General features: G+C 71.5%; 17 protein-coding genes and 1 tRNA gene. 15 read left to right on the top strand and 3 right to left on the bottom strand.

The window, feature by feature from the left end; genetic code table 11:
* Window positions 1–1,488 (top strand): energy-coupling factor ABC transporter ATP-binding protein, encoded by a 1,488-nt coding sequence (locus FHS88_RS15010; protein WP_184486237.1) that lies wholly within the window; start codon window positions 1–3, stop codon window positions 1,486–1,488.
* A gap of 28 nt (window positions 1,489–1,516) precedes the next feature.
* Entirely contained in the window at window positions 1,517–3,382 is a 1,866-nt protein-coding gene (locus FHS88_RS15005) for a DUF262 domain-containing protein (protein ID WP_184486235.1), read from the top strand.
* Window positions 3,383–3,702: 320 nt separating this feature from the next.
* Here FHS88_RS15005 and FHS88_RS15000 read toward each other — a convergent pair.
* Window positions 3,703–3,792, bottom strand: a tRNA-Ser gene (locus FHS88_RS15000).
* Window positions 3,793–4,039: 247 nt separating this feature from the next.
* Between FHS88_RS15000 and rplU the strand changes: the two genes are divergently transcribed.
* The 3 genes from rplU (at window position 4,040) to obgE (ending at window position 5,758) form a co-directional block, all read left to right on the top strand.
* Window positions 4,040–4,357 (top strand): 50S ribosomal protein L21, encoded by a 318-nt coding sequence (gene rplU, locus FHS88_RS14995; protein ID WP_184486233.1) that lies wholly within the window; start codon window positions 4,040–4,042, stop codon window positions 4,355–4,357.
* Window positions 4,358–4,375: 18 nt separating this feature from the next.
* Window positions 4,376–4,645 carry a 50S ribosomal protein L27 gene (gene rpmA, locus FHS88_RS14990; RefSeq protein ID WP_184486231.1) on the top strand — a complete coding sequence of 90 codons (270 nt, stop codon included), beginning with the start codon at window positions 4,376–4,378 and terminating at the stop codon, window positions 4,643–4,645.
* Window positions 4,646–4,714: 69 nt separating this feature from the next.
* A complete protein-coding gene (gene obgE / locus FHS88_RS14985; RefSeq protein ID WP_184486229.1) occupies window positions 4,715–5,758 on the top strand; it encodes a GTPase ObgE in 1,044 nt (347 codons plus the stop codon).
* Here the strand turns inward: obgE and FHS88_RS14980 are convergent.
* The gene (locus FHS88_RS14980; protein WP_184486227.1) at window positions 5,733–6,218 is read right to left on the bottom strand and encodes a DUF1269 domain-containing protein; all 486 of its coding nucleotides are present in this window, start codon (window positions 6,216–6,218) and stop codon (window positions 5,733–5,735) included. The genes obgE and FHS88_RS14980 overlap by 26 nt on opposite strands.
* Window positions 6,219–6,339: 121 nt before the next feature.
* Here FHS88_RS14980 and proB point away from each other — a divergent pair, with 121 nt between their 5' ends.
* The 10 genes from proB to FHS88_RS14935 all read left to right on the top strand — a co-directional run bounded on the left by proB (window position 6,340) and on the right by FHS88_RS14935 (window position 15,153).
* Entirely contained in the window at window positions 6,340–7,467 is a 1,128-nt protein-coding gene (gene proB, locus FHS88_RS14975) for a glutamate 5-kinase (protein ID WP_184486225.1), read from the top strand.
* Window positions 7,468–7,566: 99 nt separating this feature from the next.
* Entirely contained in the window at window positions 7,567–8,562 is a 996-nt protein-coding gene (locus tag FHS88_RS14970) for a Bug family tripartite tricarboxylate transporter substrate binding protein (RefSeq protein ID WP_184486223.1), read from the top strand.
* A gap of 165 nt (window positions 8,563–8,727) precedes the next feature.
* On the top strand, window positions 8,728–9,993 hold the full coding sequence (locus tag FHS88_RS14965) for a glutamate-5-semialdehyde dehydrogenase (protein ID WP_184486221.1): 1,266 nt from the start codon (window positions 8,728–8,730) through the stop codon (window positions 9,991–9,993).
* Window positions 9,990–10,736 (top strand): hypothetical protein, encoded by a 747-nt coding sequence (locus FHS88_RS14960; protein ID WP_184486219.1) that lies wholly within the window; start codon window positions 9,990–9,992, stop codon window positions 10,734–10,736. Before FHS88_RS14965 ends, FHS88_RS14960 begins: the two co-directional genes overlap by 4 nt.
* Window positions 10,737–10,798: 62 nt before the next feature.
* Entirely contained in the window at window positions 10,799–11,647 is an 849-nt protein-coding gene (locus FHS88_RS20880) for a 2-keto-4-pentenoate hydratase (RefSeq protein WP_246419988.1), read from the top strand.
* Window positions 11,644–12,270: a nicotinate-nucleotide adenylyltransferase gene (locus FHS88_RS20875; protein WP_338146593.1), complete on the top strand. Its 627-nt coding sequence runs from the start codon at window positions 11,644–11,646 to the stop codon at window positions 12,268–12,270. The genes FHS88_RS20880 and FHS88_RS20875 overlap by 4 nt, the downstream gene beginning before the upstream one ends.
* 101 nt (window positions 12,271–12,371) lie before the next feature.
* Window positions 12,372–13,046 carry a ribosome silencing factor gene (gene rsfS, locus FHS88_RS21235; RefSeq protein WP_338146592.1) on the top strand — a complete coding sequence of 225 codons (675 nt, stop codon included), beginning with the start codon at window positions 12,372–12,374 and terminating at the stop codon, window positions 13,044–13,046.
* Between the two features lies 1 nt (window position 13,047).
* Entirely contained in the window at window positions 13,048–13,497 is a 450-nt protein-coding gene (locus tag FHS88_RS14945; RefSeq protein ID WP_338146596.1) for a 23S rRNA (pseudouridine(1915)-N(3))-methyltransferase RlmH, read from the top strand.
* A 40-nt stretch (window positions 13,498–13,537) separates the two neighbouring features.
* A complete protein-coding gene (locus FHS88_RS14940) occupies window positions 13,538–14,215 on the top strand; it encodes an NnrU family protein (protein ID WP_184486215.1) in 678 nt (225 codons plus the stop codon).
* Window positions 14,216–14,289: 74 nt separating this feature from the next.
* A complete protein-coding gene (locus FHS88_RS14935; protein ID WP_338146591.1) occupies window positions 14,290–15,153 on the top strand; it encodes an ion transporter in 864 nt (287 codons plus the stop codon).
* 18 nt (window positions 15,154–15,171) lie between these two features.
* Here FHS88_RS14935 and FHS88_RS14930 read toward each other — a convergent pair whose 3' ends face one another.
* Window positions 15,172–16,263 carry an alpha/beta hydrolase gene (locus FHS88_RS14930; RefSeq protein ID WP_184486213.1) on the bottom strand — a complete coding sequence of 364 codons (1,092 nt, stop codon included), beginning with the start codon at window positions 16,261–16,263 and terminating at the stop codon, window positions 15,172–15,174.
* Window positions 16,264–16,368: the final 105 nt, after the last annotated feature.

Below are 16,368 nucleotides of genomic sequence, written 5' to 3'. Positions count from 1 at the left end.
ATGTCCCAATCGGCCATATTGCCCGCGGCGAGGATCGCCGAGATTCGCATCTCCGACTTTCGCGCCTTCCCAGCCGTGGCGCCGGCCGCCATCACGCTAGAGGGCAGAAACCTGCTCGCCTGGGGGGAGAACGGGTCGGGCAAGTCCACGATCTACCGCGCCCTGCGCGGCCTGTTCTCCGTGCCGGCTCCGGAGATCGCGCCGATGGGCAACGTCTTTAGCGCGCCGCCGAACCCGTCGGTCACCGTCACGCTCACGGACGGCAAAGCATTTCCATGGACGTCCGCGGGCCATCCCTCGTCCGAGGTCGTCGAGACGGCCCGGAAATCCGCCTTCCTGAGCCACACGCGGCTGCTTGAGATGAGCCGCGGCAGCTCACCGAATGAGCCCCCCAATCTGTTCGACGTCGCGGTGACGAAGCTGCTCGCGGACTTCGAAGCAACTATCGCTGGCGGGCTTCGGCGCACAGTTGGCGAGCTGTGGAGCGAAGTGGATAAGGCGATGCAACGTCGCATCCAGGATCCGCGCGGAGGACGCCGCCCCAAGGACTTCGCGGAGAAGGTCGGTGCCGCCTGCGACCAGTTCAACGCGGGCATGAAGCAGGCGCTGAATGCCCTCGAAACGCATGCCAAGGGTTTGCTGCGCAGATTGCTTGACGTGTTTCAGACGGATGCTCTCGAGCTGGTTGGCTTCACATTCTACGGGGTGACCTATGACACCGGCGCGCGCGAACTCCGCAATCAGACCCTGACGGCCAACCTTGCCTTCCGCGGCCACGCCCTTCCCGCGCCGCCAAACTTCCTGAACGAGGCGCGCCTCTCAGCATTGGCGATCGCGACCTACCTCGCCGGCCGTCTTACCTGTGTTCCAACAAACGATAAGGCGCTGAAGCTGCTTGTACTCGACGATCTGCTTATCAGCCTCGACTACTCGCACCGGCGTCCGGTCCTCGAAGTGATCGCCGACCTTTTCAAGGGCTGGCAGATCATCCTGCTCACGCATGACCGCTTCTGGTTCGAACTCGCGCGCGAGCAGCTGACTGACGAGCCCTGGAAGGCTATTGAGATTTACGAGAAGGTGGATGGTGATGGCCTGTTGCGCCCAGTGATCTGGGAGAGCCAGGACGACTTGGTTGCCGCGACACTCAAGCAGGCCGGCCGCTTCCTCGATGACAATCATCCCGCGGCCGCGGCGAACTATGCGCGCACGGCTTGTGAACTGACCCTTCGACGTTACTGCCGCAAGCACAACCTCCAGTTCGGCTATACGGATGAACCTCAAAAGATCAAGCTGGAGGACCTGCTACGAAAGGGCGAAGCTCACGCGACGGGAAACACCGATCGTAAGGCGGCCTTCCAGGGGTTGAAGAAATACAAGAAGCTCATTCTCAACCCGCTTTCTCACAACCCGACGCAGCCCATCGTCAAGGCGGATGTCCAAGCCGCACTCGCGGCCGTCGAAGCTCTGGTTGAGGCCTGCAAGAAGTGAGAGGGCAAGCACTCCTGGGGGGGCAGTGATGGACGTCCAGAAATCATCCCTGCTGGCGATCTTCGACGCGAAGCAGCGCCTGGAAGTGCCGCTGTTCCAGCGCCAATACGTCTGGAATGAGGACCAGCAGTGGCTCCCGCTATGGGAGGACATCCAGCGCAAATTCACCGAGGCGCTCGAAGGTCGCAAGGACGCGCCGCTGCACTTCCTTGGTGCGATGGTGCTTGACCAGAAGCAGACGCCTACCGGCCACGTCGTTGTCCGCCAGGTGATCGACGGGCAGCAGCGCCTCACTACGCTGCAGATCTTCCTCTCCGCCTATCGCGATTTCTGCCGCAGCCAAGGGTGCGATGCGCTGGCCGCCGAATGCGACAAGTTCCTATTCAACACCGGCATGATGGCCGACCCTCAGGTCGATCGCTTCAAGGTCTGGCCGACACAGGCTGACCGCGCGCAGTTCACCGACGTCATCAGCGCCGGCTCACGGGACGAGCTTGAGCGGCGCCATCCCTTGGTCCGGCGCCCTTATGCGCGCAAGCCCGATCCGCGGCCGCGGATGGTCGAGGCTTATCTTTTCTTCTTCAATCAATTGGCTGCGTTCTTCCTCGGCGAGGACGGCGAGTTGCCGCTTGCCGGTACCTTCCCGCTCTCGGCCCGCGTCGACGAATGCTTTCAGACCCTGCGAAGCGGGCTGATGGTCGTGGTGATCGACCTGCAGAAGGACGACGACCCCCAGGTCATCTTCGAGACGTTGAACGCGCGCGGCGAGCCTCTGCTGCCGGCTGATCTCCTGAGGAATTACATCTTCCTTCGCGCCGGTCGCGAGAGGCTGGATGTCGAGGCGGTCTACAAGCAGCACTGGGCGGCTTTCGACGACAATTTCTGGCGCGGATTGGTGAAGCAAGGCCGCTTAAACAGGCCGCGGAGCGACTTGTTCATGCAGCACTTCCTCGCCAGTCAGCAGGGACAGGACATCCCAATCAAGCACTTATACGTAGAGTACCGGCACTGGGTGGAGACGAAGAAGCCGTTTGCCAGCGTAAGCGCGGAGTTGGCCGCGCTGTCCCGACAGGGCGCAGCATTCAGGCGGATCATTCAGCCGGCAAAGGGCGATGCCGTTTTCGGCCTGTGCAGTTTCCTGGAGACCTTCGACATACGCACCGCCTATCCATTTCTACTGGCCTTGATGGACTTGGATCTCGATGCAGAGGCGTGGAAGCAGGTCTCGGATATTCTGGAGTCGTACCTCTTTCGGCGGGCCGTGTGCGGTTTGGATACGAAGAACTACAACAGGATCTTTCTGTCCCTGACTCGGAACCTTCGGCGAGAGGGCTTCAGCATTGATGGGTTGAGGAGCGTCCTGCTGGGGCAGACCGGGGAATCAGGCGTCTGGCCCGATGATGCGACTTTCCGGGAAGCATGGCTGCAGAAGCCTCTGTATGGGCCGCTCAACAGCCCGAAGCTCGTTCACCTTTACAGTCGCCTGAACCAGACCTTCATGTCGTCGAAGGCCGAAGCGCTCGCGTTCTCTCAGCCTCCTACGATCGAGCACATCATGCCGCGCGACTGGATCACGAATTGGCCCCTGCCGGACGGGACCAGGGGCCTCACGTTCAGCGAGCTTTCCGCCGCGCCGAGCGACGACGTAAGGGCGATCGCGACCCGGAAGCGGCACCTGGCCATCCATACGCTCGGAAACCTGACGATACTCAGCTCGGCACTGAACTCGGCGCAGGGAAACAGCAGGTGGGAAGATAAGAAGATCGCGATGAAGAATCACTCGCTTTTGCCGATCAATCAGTCTGTTGTTGAATTGGACGCCTGGGATGAAGCCGCAATTCTTGATCGCGCCGAGAGCTTGTTTGAACGTGCGCGCCACGTCTGGGGCCGTTGAGGGCTGTCTCGGCCTATGTTCGACCTGACGGTAGGCACGCGCCCCGTACCGAAGTGTTCACTCTCGAAGTACGGAATTTCCGGCAAGCGGGGTTCGAACCGGGGCGAGTGACAGCCGCGCTGAAACCGGCCATCTACCTGGGTTTTTGAGCTCCGTACTAAATCGGCTAAGTCAGGAGGTCCGGAGAGAATTGGCCTCCGGAGAGCGATTTTCGGCCGTCTGCGCGTCAGGCCAGTCAACAGGTCTGCGCCGAAAACCCCGGGAAACCTGCCACTCAGCGCGACGGTTGATGGGGCGGAGAGCGCGGCTCGTATGCGAACTGGCGGAGAGGGTGGGATTCGAACCCACGGTACAGTTGCCCGTACTTCGGTTTTCGAGACCGACCCGTTCGACCGCTCCGGCACCTCTCCATCCGTGCCGGTCACCCGGCACGCGCCCCGGTCGAGGGGAGGGCGGCCGTATAACGGCCCCTCGCCCGCCGTGCAACGCCTCGCGTGCCCGGCAAGGCGCACGCCCACGCATCGCCCGTTGACGCCCCGCCGCCCGCGGCGCTATACGCCCCGCTCTCACGGCGGCGCCCTGGTGCCGCCGGCGGTCGTTTTTGGGCCGGACGCCCAAGGATCCGCCGCAATTCAGGAAGAGTTCCCGGGGCGACCCATGACCTATGCAGTGATCCGCACCGGCGGCAAGCAGTACCGCGTCACGCCCGACGCCGTGCTCACCGTCGAGAAGCTCGAGGCCGAGCCCGGCTCGACCGTCACCTTCCACGATGTGCTGCTCGTGGGCGGCGAGGCCGGCCTGTCGGTCGGCGCCCCCACCGTGCCCGGCGCCTCCGTAACCGCGACCGTCGTCGAGCAGACCCGCGGCGACAAGGTCATCATCTTCAAGAAGCGCCGCCGCCAGAACAGCCGGCGCAAGAACGGCCATCGCCAGCACCAGACGGTGCTGAAGATCGCCGCCATCAACGCCGCGTAACCCGAGGAGCACCCGACCATGGCTCACAAGAAGGCAGGCGGCTCGTCCCGCAACGGCCGCGACTCCGCCGGCAAGCGCCTCGGCGTGAAGCTCTTCGGCGGGCAGGAGGTCAATGCCGGCTCGATTATCGTGACCCAGCGCGGCACGAAGATGATCCCGGGCGCGAATGTCTATGCCGGCCGCCAGCACTCCCTGCATGCCGCCGTGACCGGCCGCGTGAAGTTCGTCCGCAAGGCCGAGGGCCGCGTGCACGTCACGGTCGAGCCCGCGGCGCAGGCCGCCGAGTAGCGGCGCGCGCCGCGCCGTCGTGCCAGCGGGGGCCGCGAGGCCCCCGTTCGCGTTTCAGGCCCCCCGACCATGAAGTTCCTCGACGAGGCCAAGGTCTATGTGAAGGCCGGCGACGGTGGCGACGGCGTCGTCGCCTTCCGGCGCGAGAAGTACATCGAGTTCGGCGGCCCGGACGGCGGCAATGGCGGCAAGGGCGGCGATGTCGTGGTCGAGGCGGTCGAGGGTCTGAACACCCTCATCGACTACCGCTACGCGCAGCATTTCAAGGCCCGCAAGGGCGGCAACGGCGCGGGCTCGGACCGCACCGGCGCGGCCAGCCCCGACGTGGTGCTCAAGGTGCCCGTCGGCACGCAGATCCTCGCCGAGGACAAGCAGACGCTGCTCGCCGACCTCGACGCGCCGGGCAAGCGCGTGGTGATCGCGAAGGGCGGCGACGGCGGCTACGGCAACGCCCACTACAAGACCAGCACCAACCGCGCCCCGCGCCGCGCCGACAAGGGCTGGCCCGGCGAGGAACGCTGGATCTGGCTGCGCCTGAAGCTCATCGCCGATGCCGGGCTGATCGGCCTGCCCAATGCCGGCAAGTCCACCTTCCTCGCCGCCGTCTCGGCCGCCAGGCCGAAGATCGCAGACTATCCCTTCACCACGCTGCATCCGCAGCTCGGCGTCGTGCGGCTGAACGCGACCGAGGAGTTCATCCTCGCCGACATCCCCGGCCTGATCGAGGGCGCGCACGAAGGGGCGGGGCTCGGCGACCGCTTCCTCGGCCATGTCGAGCGCTGCGCGGTGCTGCTGCACCTGATCGACGGCACGCAGCCCGACCCGGCGCGCGCGTGGCGCACCATCCGCGCCGAACTCGCCGGCTACGGCGCGGGCCTTTCGGACAAACCCGAGATCGTCGCGCTGAACAAGGCCGACGCCATGACACCCCAGGCACTCGCGAGCCGCCGCAAGGCGCTCGAACGCGCCTGCGGCCGGCCCGTGCACGTGATCAGCGGCGCAACCGGCGAGGGCGTTGCCGAGGTGCTGCGCGCGCTCGCCGAGACCATCCGGCAGGCCCGCCTGGATCGCGCGGCAGGCCCCGCGCTCACCCCGCCTTCAGCGCGTCCCTGAGCCGCGCTTCCTGCGCCTCGGTGAGGCTGGTGCGCAGCACGGTGCCGCCGAACTGCGCCATGGCGGGCAGCACCTTGTCCGCCGTCACCTTGCGCACCAGCACGCAGAGCGCGGCCTGCCCGGGCGCGAGCGCCTCGGCCGTGCCTTTGAGGAACTTGTCGTCGATGCCGACATCCGTGAGGTAGCCGGACAAGGCGCCGGCGCCCGCCCCCGCCGCCGCACCGAGCAGCGGGTTGAGGAACAACAGCCCGATCAGCGTCCCCCACAGCGCCCCGCCGGCCGCGCCGGCCGCGGTGGTGTTGATGAGCTGGTGCAGCTTCACCGTGCCGTCGGCGAGGCGTTCGGCGACGACCGCATCGCCCAGCTCGATCAGGTATTCCTTCTGCAGCGCGATCAGCCTGGCCCGCGCCGCCTCGGCGGTCTGCAGATCGGGATAGGCGATGATGACGAGGTCGGCCATGGCGTGTCGTCCCTGGTTGCGCGGCGCCTCTGCGGCCTGCCTCGCCGGCGCGGCCCGGCCGCGCCCGATGCATGGCGCGCCCGCTTCTGGCCGCTCGGGGCCCATGCTACAGCCGCGCGCCATGTCCGCCAGCCTTTCGCCGTCCCTCGGCAATGCCAAGCGTCTCGTCGTCAAGATCGGCTCCGCCCTGGTGGTGGACGAGGCGACGGCCGCGCCGCGGGCCGCCTGGCTCGCCTCGGTCGCGGCCGATGTCGCCGCGCTGCGCGCGCGCGCCGCGGAGGTGGTCATCGTCTCCTCCGGCGCCATCGCGCTCGCCCGGCGCGCCCTCGGCCTGACGCGGCGGACGCTGCGGCTCGAGGAGAAGCAGGCCGCCGCCGCGGTCGGCCAGATCCGCCTGGCCGGCGCCTGGCAGGAGGCGCTCGCGACGCACGGGCTGAACGCCGCCCAGCTGCTGCTCACCCTCGAGGATTCCGAGGACCGCCGCCGCTACCTCAATGCGCGCGCCACCATCAGCACGCTGCTCTCCCTCGGCTGCGTGCCGGTCATCAACGAGAACGACACCGTCGCCACCGCCGAGATCCGCTTCGGCGACAACGACCGCCTCGCCGCGCGCGTGGCCGAGATGATCGGCGCCGACGCGCTGGTGCTGCTCTCGGACATAGACGGCCTCTACACCGCCGACCCACGCAAGGATCCTTCAGCGGCGCACATCCCGGTGGTCGAGCGCATCACGGAGGAGATCATGGCCATGGGGGGCGAGCCGCCGCCCGGCTATTCCTCGGGCGGGATGCGCACCAAGCTGATCGCCGCGCGCATCGCCACCGGCGCGGGCTCGGCCATGGCGATCGCGCTCGGCAAGCGGGACAATCCGCTCGCCGCCATCGAGGCGGGCGCGCGCTGCACCTGGTTCCTTCCCGCGCCGGAGGGGCGCACCGCGCGCAAGCGCTGGATCGCGGGCAGCCTCGCCCCGCTCGGCGTGCTCGTGGTGGATGCGGGGGCGGCGCGCGCGCTCAGGCGCGGCTCCTCCCTGCTGCCGGCGGGCGTGCGCAGCGTGCAGGGCGATTTCGCGCGCGGCGACCCGCTCAGCGTGCGCGACGAGGCGGGGCGGGAACTTGCCCGCGGCCTCTCGGCCTATGATTCCGAGGCCGCGCGCCTGATCGCCGGCCATCGCAGCGAGGAGCTGGAATCCCTCCTCGGCTGGCGCGGGCGGGACGAGATCATCCATCGCGACGACCTCGTGCTGCTCTAGTCTCGCGGCATCCCATCTATGCGGCGTGGTCCCGGCCATGCGAGGGTCGCGCCGCGCGCCCCGGAAGGGGCGGAACCAGTGCGCCAGGGAGCCGAAACCATGCCGCGATCCAGGGAAGGAAAGACCGCCATCAACCGCCGCGCGCTGCTCGCCGCCGCGACGCTGCCGCTCGCCATGCCGGCGCTCGCGCAGGATGGCTTCCCGAGCCGGCCCATCCGCCTCGTCGTCGGCTTCGTGCCCGGCGGGGCGACCGACATCTCCGCCCGCGCCATGGCGCCGAAGATGAGCGAGGTGCTCGGCCAGCCGGTGGTCGTGGAGAACCGCCCCGGCGCGGGCAGCAACCTCGCCTCCGAGATCGTGGCGCGCAGCCCGGCCGACGGCCACACCATCCTGCTCGCCACCCTCGGCGCGCTGGTCATCAGCCCGATGATCATGCGCCTGCCGATCGAGCCGGCGCGCGACCTCGTGCCCATCTCGATCGCGGTGGAACTGTTCAACATCCTGGTCTGCCCCTCCGACCGCCCCTGGCGCAGCGCGGCCGATGTGATCGCCGCGGCGAAGGCACGGCCGGGCCAGCTCTCCTGGGGCCACAGCGGAATCGGCAGCGCGCCGCAACTCGCTGGCCTGCTCTTCGCGAAGATGGCGGGGATCGACACCATCGGCGTCTCCTACCGCGGCGGCGGGCTGGTGGTGACCGACCTCGTGGCCGGGCGGCTCGACTACGGCTTCCCGACCGCGCCCTCGGTGCTGCCGCAGGTCCAGGAAGGCCGCGTGCGCGCCCTGGCGGTGCCGACGGCCCAGCGCTCGCGCCTGCTGCCTGACATCCCGACCGTCGCCGAAAGCGGCCTGCCCGGCTACGACGTGCCCTCGTGGTACGGCCTCGTTGCGCCGGCGGGCACGCCGCAGCCGGTGATCGCGCGGCTCAACCACGCCGCCGTCACGGCGCTCAGGGACCCGGGCGTGATCGAGGCGCTGAACCGCGCCGGGCTCGAGGCCATGCCCTGCACGCAGGAGGAGATGGCCCGCGCCTGGGCCGCCGAGCGCGCCAAGTGGGAACCGATCATCCGCGAAAGTGGCATCCGCATCGAGGGGTAAGACCGGCGCGCCGGGCTGGCGGGGCGGCGTCGCGCGAAACCCCATGCCGGCATCCGGCGGGCGAAGGTTGATCCCTTGCCTGCCGGGCATGGGTGGCGGGGCGGGCCCGGCACCTGCCCGCACCCGCCCTTCCCTTCCCGGCATCCGGCGCGTTAAGCCTCGGCCATGAACGCCGTCACGCAGGATGCCGCCCGCCTTCTCGACACCGCCGCCCGCGCCGCGCGCGAGGCCGCCTGGAGGATCGCGCGCGCCCCGCGGCCGGCCAAGGATGCCGCGCTGCGCGCCGCCGCCGCCGCCCTGCGGGCGCGGCAGGCGGAGATCCTCGCCGCCAATGCCGCCGATCTCGAGGCCGCGGCCGGGCTGACGCCCGCCTTCCGCGACCGCCTCACCCTCACGCCCGCGCGGCTCGAAGCGATGGCGCGCGGGCTCGAGGAGGTCGCGGACCTGCCCGATCCGGTCGGCCGCGTGCTCGCGGAATGGACGCGCCCGAACGGTCTGCTCATCCGCCGCGTCGCGCAGCCGATCGGCGTGATCGGCATGATCTTCGAGAGCCGGCCGAACGTGACCGCCGATGCCGCCGCGCTCTGCCTGAAATCGGGCAATGCGGTGATCCTGCGCGGCGGCTCCGAGAGCACGCGCTCGGCCGCCGCCATCCATGCCTGCCTGCTCGAAGGGCTGCGCGCGGCCGGGCTGCCCGAGGCCGCGATCCAGGTCGCGCCGACCGCCGATCGCGCCTTCGTCGGCGCCATGCTGCGCGCGGCGGGGCTGATCGACCTCATCATCCCGCGCGGCGGCAAGGGCCTGGTGACGCGGGTGATGGAGGAGGCGCGCGTGCCCGTCCTCGCCCATGCCGAGGGGCTCTGCCACACCTACATCCACGCGGCGGCCGACCCGGCCATGGCGCGGAGCATCCTCGCCAACGCGAAGATGCGCCGCACCGGCATCTGCGGCGCGACCGAGACGCTGCTGATCGACGCCGCCATCGCCCCTTCGCTGCTGCCGGTGCTGATCGCCGACCTGCGCGGCCTCGGCTGCGACTTCCGCGCCGAGGCGCGCGCGCGCGCCATCGTGCCGGACCTGCCCCCCGCCACCGAGCAGGATTTCGCGACGGAATGGCTCGACGCCGTGCTGTCGGTGAAGGTGGTGGATGGGGTGGAGGAGGCGCTCGCCCATATCCGCCGCTACGGCTCCGAGCACACCGAGGCGATCGTCACGCAGGACGAGGCCGCCGCGCGCGCCTTCCTCGACGGGCTCGATTCCGCGGTGGGGATGTGGAACGCCTCGACGCAGTTCTGCGACGGGGGCGAGTTCGGCTTCGGCGCCGAGATCGGCATCGCCACCGGGCGGCTGCACACCCGCGGGCCGGTCGGGCTCGAGCAGCTCTGCACCTACCGCTACCACGTCATCGGCACGGGGCAGACGCGGCCGTGAGGCGCGCGGCGGCCGCGCTGGCGCTTGCCGCGCTCGCCGCGCCGGCGGCCGCCGCCTGCCCCGAGATGCCGGCCGTGGCGCGCTTCGCGCTCGACCTGCTCGAACGGCGCGAACCCGCCCCCTTCCCCGGCCTCGGGCCCGCCGATGCGCGCTGCGCGCAGGAGAGGCTGGTGGCGATGCTGGCCCAGCCCTGGGGCGATGTCTCCGGCCATGCGCTCGCGGCCGATGTCGCGCCGCCGCTGCGCGGGGCGCTGTTCTTCGCCAATCTCCGCGAATCCTCCGGCGCCACGCTCGCGGCGCGCTACGGCGCGCGCCCGGCCCTCGCGCCGGGGCTGCTGCTGCGCCTCGGCCCCGATGGCGGGGTGGAGGCGGCGAGCCCCTATCTCGCGCTGCTCGACCTCGCCGCCACGCCGGGAGAGGGGGTGGCGGCGCGGGTGGCGGGGAATCTCGGCCTCCGGCTCGGGGTGGTGGGGGCGTCCGCCCCGCTGCCCGCGCCCGGCGCCCTCCCGCGCGCGATGCTGCAGGCCGGGGGCGGCGCGATGGCCGCCGGGCTCGGCTTCACCGCGCCGCCGGCCGCGCTGCTCGCTGGGCTGGCGCGCGACCTCGCCGCCGAAGGGCGGCCGCTGCGCCCGGGCGAGCATGTCGCGCTGCTCGGCCCGCCGGTGCCGGTCCCGCCCCGGCCCGGCGAGACCTGGCGCCTCGATGTCGAGGGGCTGGGCGCGGTCTCCGTCGCCTTCCGCTGATCCGCCCGGTTCCCCGGCGCGGCCCGGCGGGCGTAGCATCCCGCCCGCGGAGGAACGACACCATGCGCCACCTGCTGCTCGCCGCTGCCCTGCTGATGCCCGTCGCGGCGCGGGCCGCCTGCCCGGAGGAGGCCGCCGTCGCGCGGCTGGCCGAGGCGATGCTCGCCAACCGCCCCTCCCCGCCGCTCGCCGGCATGGCGACGCTCGCCGACGGGCAATGCGCGCAGGACAGGCTCGTGCCGCTGCTCGCGCGCAGCCTCGGCCGGCCGGTCGGCTACAAGGTCGGGCTGACCAATCCCGCCGCGCAGCAGCGCTTCGGCGTGAACCACCCGGTCACCGGCACGATCTTCGAGGCCACCATCGCGCTGCGCGACGGGGCCGAGGTGCCGGCGCGCTTCGGCGCCGTGCCGACCGTCGAGGCCGACCTGATGGTGCGCGTGCGCGACGAGGGCATCAACACGGCCGGGCGCGACCGGGTGGCGATCCTGCGCCATCTCGACCAGGTGATCCCCTTCATCGAGATGCCCGACCTCGTGCTCTCGGGCGGGATGGACGGGCCGAACCTGCTCGCCATCAATGTCGGGGCGCGGCTCGGCGTGCTCGGCGAGCCGATCGCGCCCGAGGCGACCGAGGCCTTCGCGCAGCGGCTCGCCGCCATGAGGGTGGTGCTCGCGAACGACCAGCGCGAGCTCGCCCGCGCGCCGGGCACCGCGCTGCTCGGCCATCCGCTCGACGTGATCCCCTGGCTGGTGGAGGACCTGGCGAAGCGCGGCCTGCGCCTGCGCGCGGGGGACTACGTCTCGCTCGGCGGCTTCTCGCCCGCCCTGCCCACCGAGGCCGGGCGCACCTACACCGTCCGCTACGAGGGCCTGATGGACCGGCCGGTGAGCGTGAGCGTCCGCACGCGGTGAGGCCCGGCCGCTTCGGGGATGGGCGGCGGCGGCGGGTCGGGCTGCTCGGCGGCTCCTTCAACCCGGCGCATCAGGGGCACCTGCATGTCGCGCGGCGGGCGGCTGCGGCGCTGCGGCTCGACGAGGTTTGGCTGATGGTCTCGCCCGGCAATCCGCTCAAGCCCACTCGCGGCATGGCGCCGCTGGCCGAGCGCCTGGCCTCGGCGCGGGCGATCGCGCGGGGGCGGCGCATCATCGCCACCGACATCGAGCGCGCCCTCGGCACGCGCTACACCGCCGACACGCTGCGGCTGCTGCGCCGGCGCTTCCCGCGCGCGCGCTTCGTGCTGGTGGTGGGCGCGGACAACCTCGTCCAGCTCCCGCGCTGGCGGCGCTGGCGGGAGATCGCGCGCGGCACCGCGCTCGCGGTGCTGCCGCGGCCGGGCTGGACGCGGCGGGCGCTCGCGGGCCGGGCGGCCTCCGTCCTGCGGCGGCATCGCCGCGCCCCGGGGGCGATGCGCATCGAATCCTTTGCGTGCCACGCGCCTTGGTGCTTGGTTCCGGCGCGGGAGCACGCCGCCTCGGCCACCGCCATCCGCGCGGCCCGGGCCGGGGGCACACCGGGGCAGAGGAGGGGGCCATAGCCCGCACGCCGAAGACCACGACGAAGAGCGCCGCGAAGCCCGGCACCACCGCGCGCGCGAGCGCGCCCGCCAGGCCCGCCCGCGCGCCGAAGGCCGCCGCGGTGGAGGAGGCCGCCCCGGCGCGCCCGGCCGCGCGCGCCAAGGCCGCGCCCAAGCCGAAGCCCGCGCCCAAGCCGAAGGCCGCCGCCCGGCCCAAGGCGGCGACGAAGCCGAAGGCCGCGCCGGCCGCGAAGGCCAAGGCCGCCGCCAGGCCGGCCGCGCGCGCCAAGGCCGCGCCGAAGGCGGCGCCCAGGGAGGGTGCCCGGGCCGCGGCCGCGCCGAAGCGGGCCACCGCCACCGCGCCTGTGGCGAGGGCCCGCGCGGCGAAGCCGCCCGCCGCGCCGCGCCCGGCCCGCAGCCGCAAGCGCGAGAAGCTCGCGCCCGATCGCCTGGAACTGCTCGTCGCCGCCGCGATGAAGAGCCTCGAGGACGACAAGGCCGAGGACATCGTGCTGCTCGACGTCACCGGCCGGGCCGACTACGCGGACCGGCTGATCGTCGCCACCGGCAAGGTCGAGCGCCAGTTGCAGGCCATGGCCCAGCATCTCGACGAGGCGCTCGGCAAGGCCGGCCTGCCGCTGCGGCGGGATGCGATCCAGGCCTCGCCGGACTGGGTGCTGATCGACGCGGGCGACCTCGTGATCCACCTGTTCCGCCCCGAGGCGCGCGAGCTCTACCGCATCGAGCGCATGTGGGGCCCCGAGAGCCCGGGGGCGTCCAACGCCACGCCCGGCTAGGATCCTCGCCGTCGGGCGGATGAAGGCGGGACCGGAGGCCGCGCTCTACGCGCATTACGCCGCGCGGCTGCGCCCCCCGCCCGAGGTGACGGAGATCCCCGAGGCCCGCGGCGCGCCGGCCGAGATCCGCCGGCGGGAAGGGGCCGCGCTGCTCGCCGCCCTGCCGGCCGATGCCCTCGCCATCGCCCTCGACCTCGGGGGCGAGGCGCCGGACAGCCTGCGCTTCGCCGCGCTGCTCGGCCGCTGGGAGGAGGCGGGGCGGCCGCTGTGCTTCCTGATCGGCGGGGCGGAGGGGCTCGACCCGGCGGTGACGGCGCGGGCCGAGCACCGGATCTCGCTCGGGGCCATGACCTGGCCGCATTTCCTGGTGCGCGGGATGCTGGCCGAGCAGCTCTACCGCGCGCAGGCGATCCGGGCGAACCACCCCTATCACCGCGCCTGGCGGCCGTGAGGCTGGACGCGGCGGGGGCGCTGCGGCGATGCTCCGGCCCATGATCCTCCTTGTCCTTGCGGCCCTGCTCTGGGTCGGCGTGCATATCGGCATCTCGGGCACCGCGCTGCGCGGGCGGGCCGTCGCGCTGATGGGCGAGGCCGGCTTCACCATCGCCTTCTCCGTGCTTTCGGTGGTGGCGATCGGGCTGCTCGTGCTCGCCTGGCAGGGGGCGGAGACGGCGCCGGTCTGGTTCGCCCCGGCATGGCTGCGCTGGATCATCGCGCTGCTGATGCTGCCGGCCTTCGTGCTCTTCACGTGTTCGCTGATCGGCAACCCCACGGCGATGGGCGGGGGCGGGCTGATCGCGCAGGGCCCGCGCGGCATCCAGCGCGTCACGCGGCACCCGATGCTGATTTCCTTCGCGCTGTGGTCGGGGCTGCATGTCGCGGGCAACGGGGACACGGCGGCGATCGTCTTCTTCGGCGCCTTCCTCGTCACCGCGCTGGCCGGCATGCCCTCGATCGACGCCAAGATGGCGCGGCGCCACGGGGAGGCATGGCGGAGCTTCGCCGCCGCCAGCTCGATCCTGCCCTTCGGGGCGATCCTCGCCGGGCGGAACCGGCTCGTCCTCCGCGAGATCGGCTGGATCGCGCCCCTTCTCGGCGTCGTTCTCTGGGCGGCGGTGCTGCACGGGCACCGGCATCTCTTCGGCGTGCCGGCGCTGATGCTGCGCTGAAGCCTCCGGCTTGATGCCGCGGCGCCGCCCGCCTAAGTCGCGGCGCCAGGGCCAACAGGGGCGGGATCCAGACCGTGCAGGAAGTCCTCATCGCCGCCGATTCGGCGAACACCTTGCGTGCGCGCGCGGCGCGGCTCGTGCTCTCGAACGGATTCCAGCGCACGGTGATCGGGCTGATCTTGCTCAACGCCGTGACACTCGGGCTCGAGACGTCGTCATCCGTCATGGCGGCGGCCGGCGGGGTGCTGACGGTGCTCGACACCGGGCTGCTCTGGCTCTTCACCGCCGAGCTGGCGCTGCGGATCTACGCCTTCCGCGGGCGCTTCTTCCGCGACCCCTGGGGCATCTTCGACCTGGTGGTGGTGGGCATCGCCTGGATGCCGGCGACCGGACCGCTCTCGGTGCTGCGCGCGCTGCGCGTGCTGCGCGTTCTGCGCATGATCAGCGTCGTGCCCTCACTGCGGCATGTGGTCGAGGCGATGCTGCACGCCCTGCCCGGCATGGGTTCGATCGTGCTGCTGATGGCGCTGATCTTCTACGTCTTCGCGGTGATGGCGACGAAGCTCTACGGGGACCTGGCGCCCGAGCGCTTCGGCAGCCTCGGCGCCAGCCTCTTCACGCTGTTCCAGATGATGACGCTGGAATCCTGGGCCGAGGCGAATGTGCGCCCGATCCTCGAGACCCAGCCGCTCGCCTGGATGTTCTTCGTGCCCTTCATCCTGCTGGCGACCTTCGTGGTGCTGAACCTTTTCATCGGCGTGATCGTGGACAGCATCCAGACGCTGCGCGCCGAGCGGGAGAGCGCGGATGTGCGCGCCGCCGAGGCGGCGACGCAGCGCGCCGCGGCGGCCGCCCATGCCGACCAGGAGGCGGTGCTGGCCGAGATCCGCGCCCTGCGCGCCGAGATCGCCGCCCTGCGCGCCGAGCGCCGCGGCTGAGCGCGGCGGGCCGGCCGTTCAGCGCCGGCGGTATGGTTCGAGGCGGAAGGCGCGGCTGGCGGGGACGTAGATCCGGGGCTCGATGCGGTCGGGCGGAAGCCCCGAGAGCACGGCGCGCACATGGTCCACCACCTCGGGCCGCGTCCGGTAGTACTGGTGGCGCAGATGGGCGTCGAGGCCGGGCGTGTCCGACACCTCCGTGCAGTCCACCAGCGTGATCTTGCGCGGCAGGTCCGACAGCGTGCGCGGCCCGGTCGCGCCCAGCCGGTCGGGATTGGCCTTGGTGGTGTCGCTGATCACCAGCGCGCGGTCGTTGCGCGCCATGTAGACATGCACGGCATGGGCGAGCTCGGGCAGGTGCGCGAGCTTGGCCGGGTCGTTCAGCGCGTCGTCGTCCTCGTCGGCCGCCATCAGGAAGATGTTCTCGAACAGGCGGGGCAGGCGGCCGCGCGGCGCGTCGCGCAGGATCTGCTGCAGCGCGTGCCGCAGCGCGTAGTTGCCCATGGAATGCGCCACCAGATGCAGCGCCCGCCCGCAGCTCTCGGCCTCGGACAGGTCGCGGACGAAATCCACCAGGCGGTGGAAGGCGCGCGCCATCGCCGCGGCCGAGCCTTCGGCATCCATCCGGTCGTCGAAATACTGCAGCCTCACCCCCTCGCGCGCCTTCAGCCCGAAGGCGCGGCCGTTGGACGGCCAGGAGAAGGCGACGACCTCGAGCGGCCGGTCCCTGGTGCCGTAGAGCAGCTTGAGCTGCGCGGCCCGCTCCATCGTGGATTCGAAGGTCGAGGCGAAGCCGTGGATCAGCACCAGCAGGTCCGCGCCGGTCTCCTTGAGCCGCGTGCGCAGCTCATCGAGCAGCGCCGAGCTGCCGAGCAGCCGCGGCGCGCCCGCCCCTTCCTCGGCGAGCGGCAGGCGTTCGGGGTAGAGCGCCGCCCGCTTCAGCCGGTAGCCATCCCCGAAGCGGTTGCGCCCGCGCTCGGCCGGCGCCGTGACCTCGGCCTTGCCGTAGCGCAGCCCATAGGGCCCGATCGCGTTATATCCGGCGCCGAGGCGCGGCGGATCCTCGGCGAGGATCTCGCGATTGGTCGCGAAATACACGGTCACGTCCATGGGGGCCCTCCCGTTCCGGCGGCAGCGCATTCGGCCCGCCCGCGCAACGCCCGTGCCGTGACCGGGCTCACGGCATCGCCGGCACCTCGGGCGGCGCGAAAAGGC

This window comes from Neoroseomonas alkaliterrae (assembly GCF_014199195.1).
In the GTDB taxonomy this organism is placed as follows: Bacteria; Pseudomonadota; Alphaproteobacteria; order Acetobacterales; family Acetobacteraceae; genus Neoroseomonas; species Neoroseomonas alkaliterrae.
This window is presented reverse-complemented; position numbering and strand designations above follow the sequence as displayed.

Excerpts from the sequence above, each read along its gene's own strand:
- FHS88_RS15010 (WP_184486237.1), top strand. The coding sequence starts at position 1 with ATGTCCCAATCGGCCATATTGCCCGCGGCGAGGATCGCCGAGATTCGC.
- FHS88_RS15005 (WP_184486235.1), top strand. The coding sequence starts at position 1,517 with ATGGACGTCCAGAAATCATCCCTGCTGGCGATCTTCGACGCGAAGCAG.
- rplU (WP_184486233.1), top strand. The coding sequence starts at position 4,040 with ATGACCTATGCAGTGATCCGCACCGGCGGCAAGCAGTACCGCGTCACG.
- rpmA (WP_184486231.1), top strand. The coding sequence starts at position 4,376 with ATGGCTCACAAGAAGGCAGGCGGCTCGTCCCGCAACGGCCGCGACTCC.
- obgE (WP_184486229.1), top strand. The coding sequence starts at position 4,715 with ATGAAGTTCCTCGACGAGGCCAAGGTCTATGTGAAGGCCGGCGACGGT.
- FHS88_RS14980 (WP_184486227.1), bottom strand. The coding sequence starts at position 6,218 with ATGGCCGACCTCGTCATCATCGCCTATCCCGATCTGCAGACCGCCGAG.
- proB (WP_184486225.1), top strand. The coding sequence starts at position 6,340 with ATGTCCGCCAGCCTTTCGCCGTCCCTCGGCAATGCCAAGCGTCTCGTC.
- FHS88_RS14970 (WP_184486223.1), top strand. The coding sequence starts at position 7,567 with ATGCCGCGATCCAGGGAAGGAAAGACCGCCATCAACCGCCGCGCGCTG.
- FHS88_RS14965 (WP_184486221.1), top strand. The coding sequence starts at position 8,728 with ATGAACGCCGTCACGCAGGATGCCGCCCGCCTTCTCGACACCGCCGCC.
- FHS88_RS20880 (WP_246419988.1), top strand. The coding sequence starts at position 10,799 with ATGCGCCACCTGCTGCTCGCCGCTGCCCTGCTGATGCCCGTCGCGGCG.
- FHS88_RS14940 (WP_184486215.1), top strand. The coding sequence starts at position 13,538 with ATGATCCTCCTTGTCCTTGCGGCCCTGCTCTGGGTCGGCGTGCATATC.
- FHS88_RS14930 (WP_184486213.1), bottom strand. The coding sequence starts at position 16,263 with ATGGACGTGACCGTGTATTTCGCGACCAATCGCGAGATCCTCGCCGAG.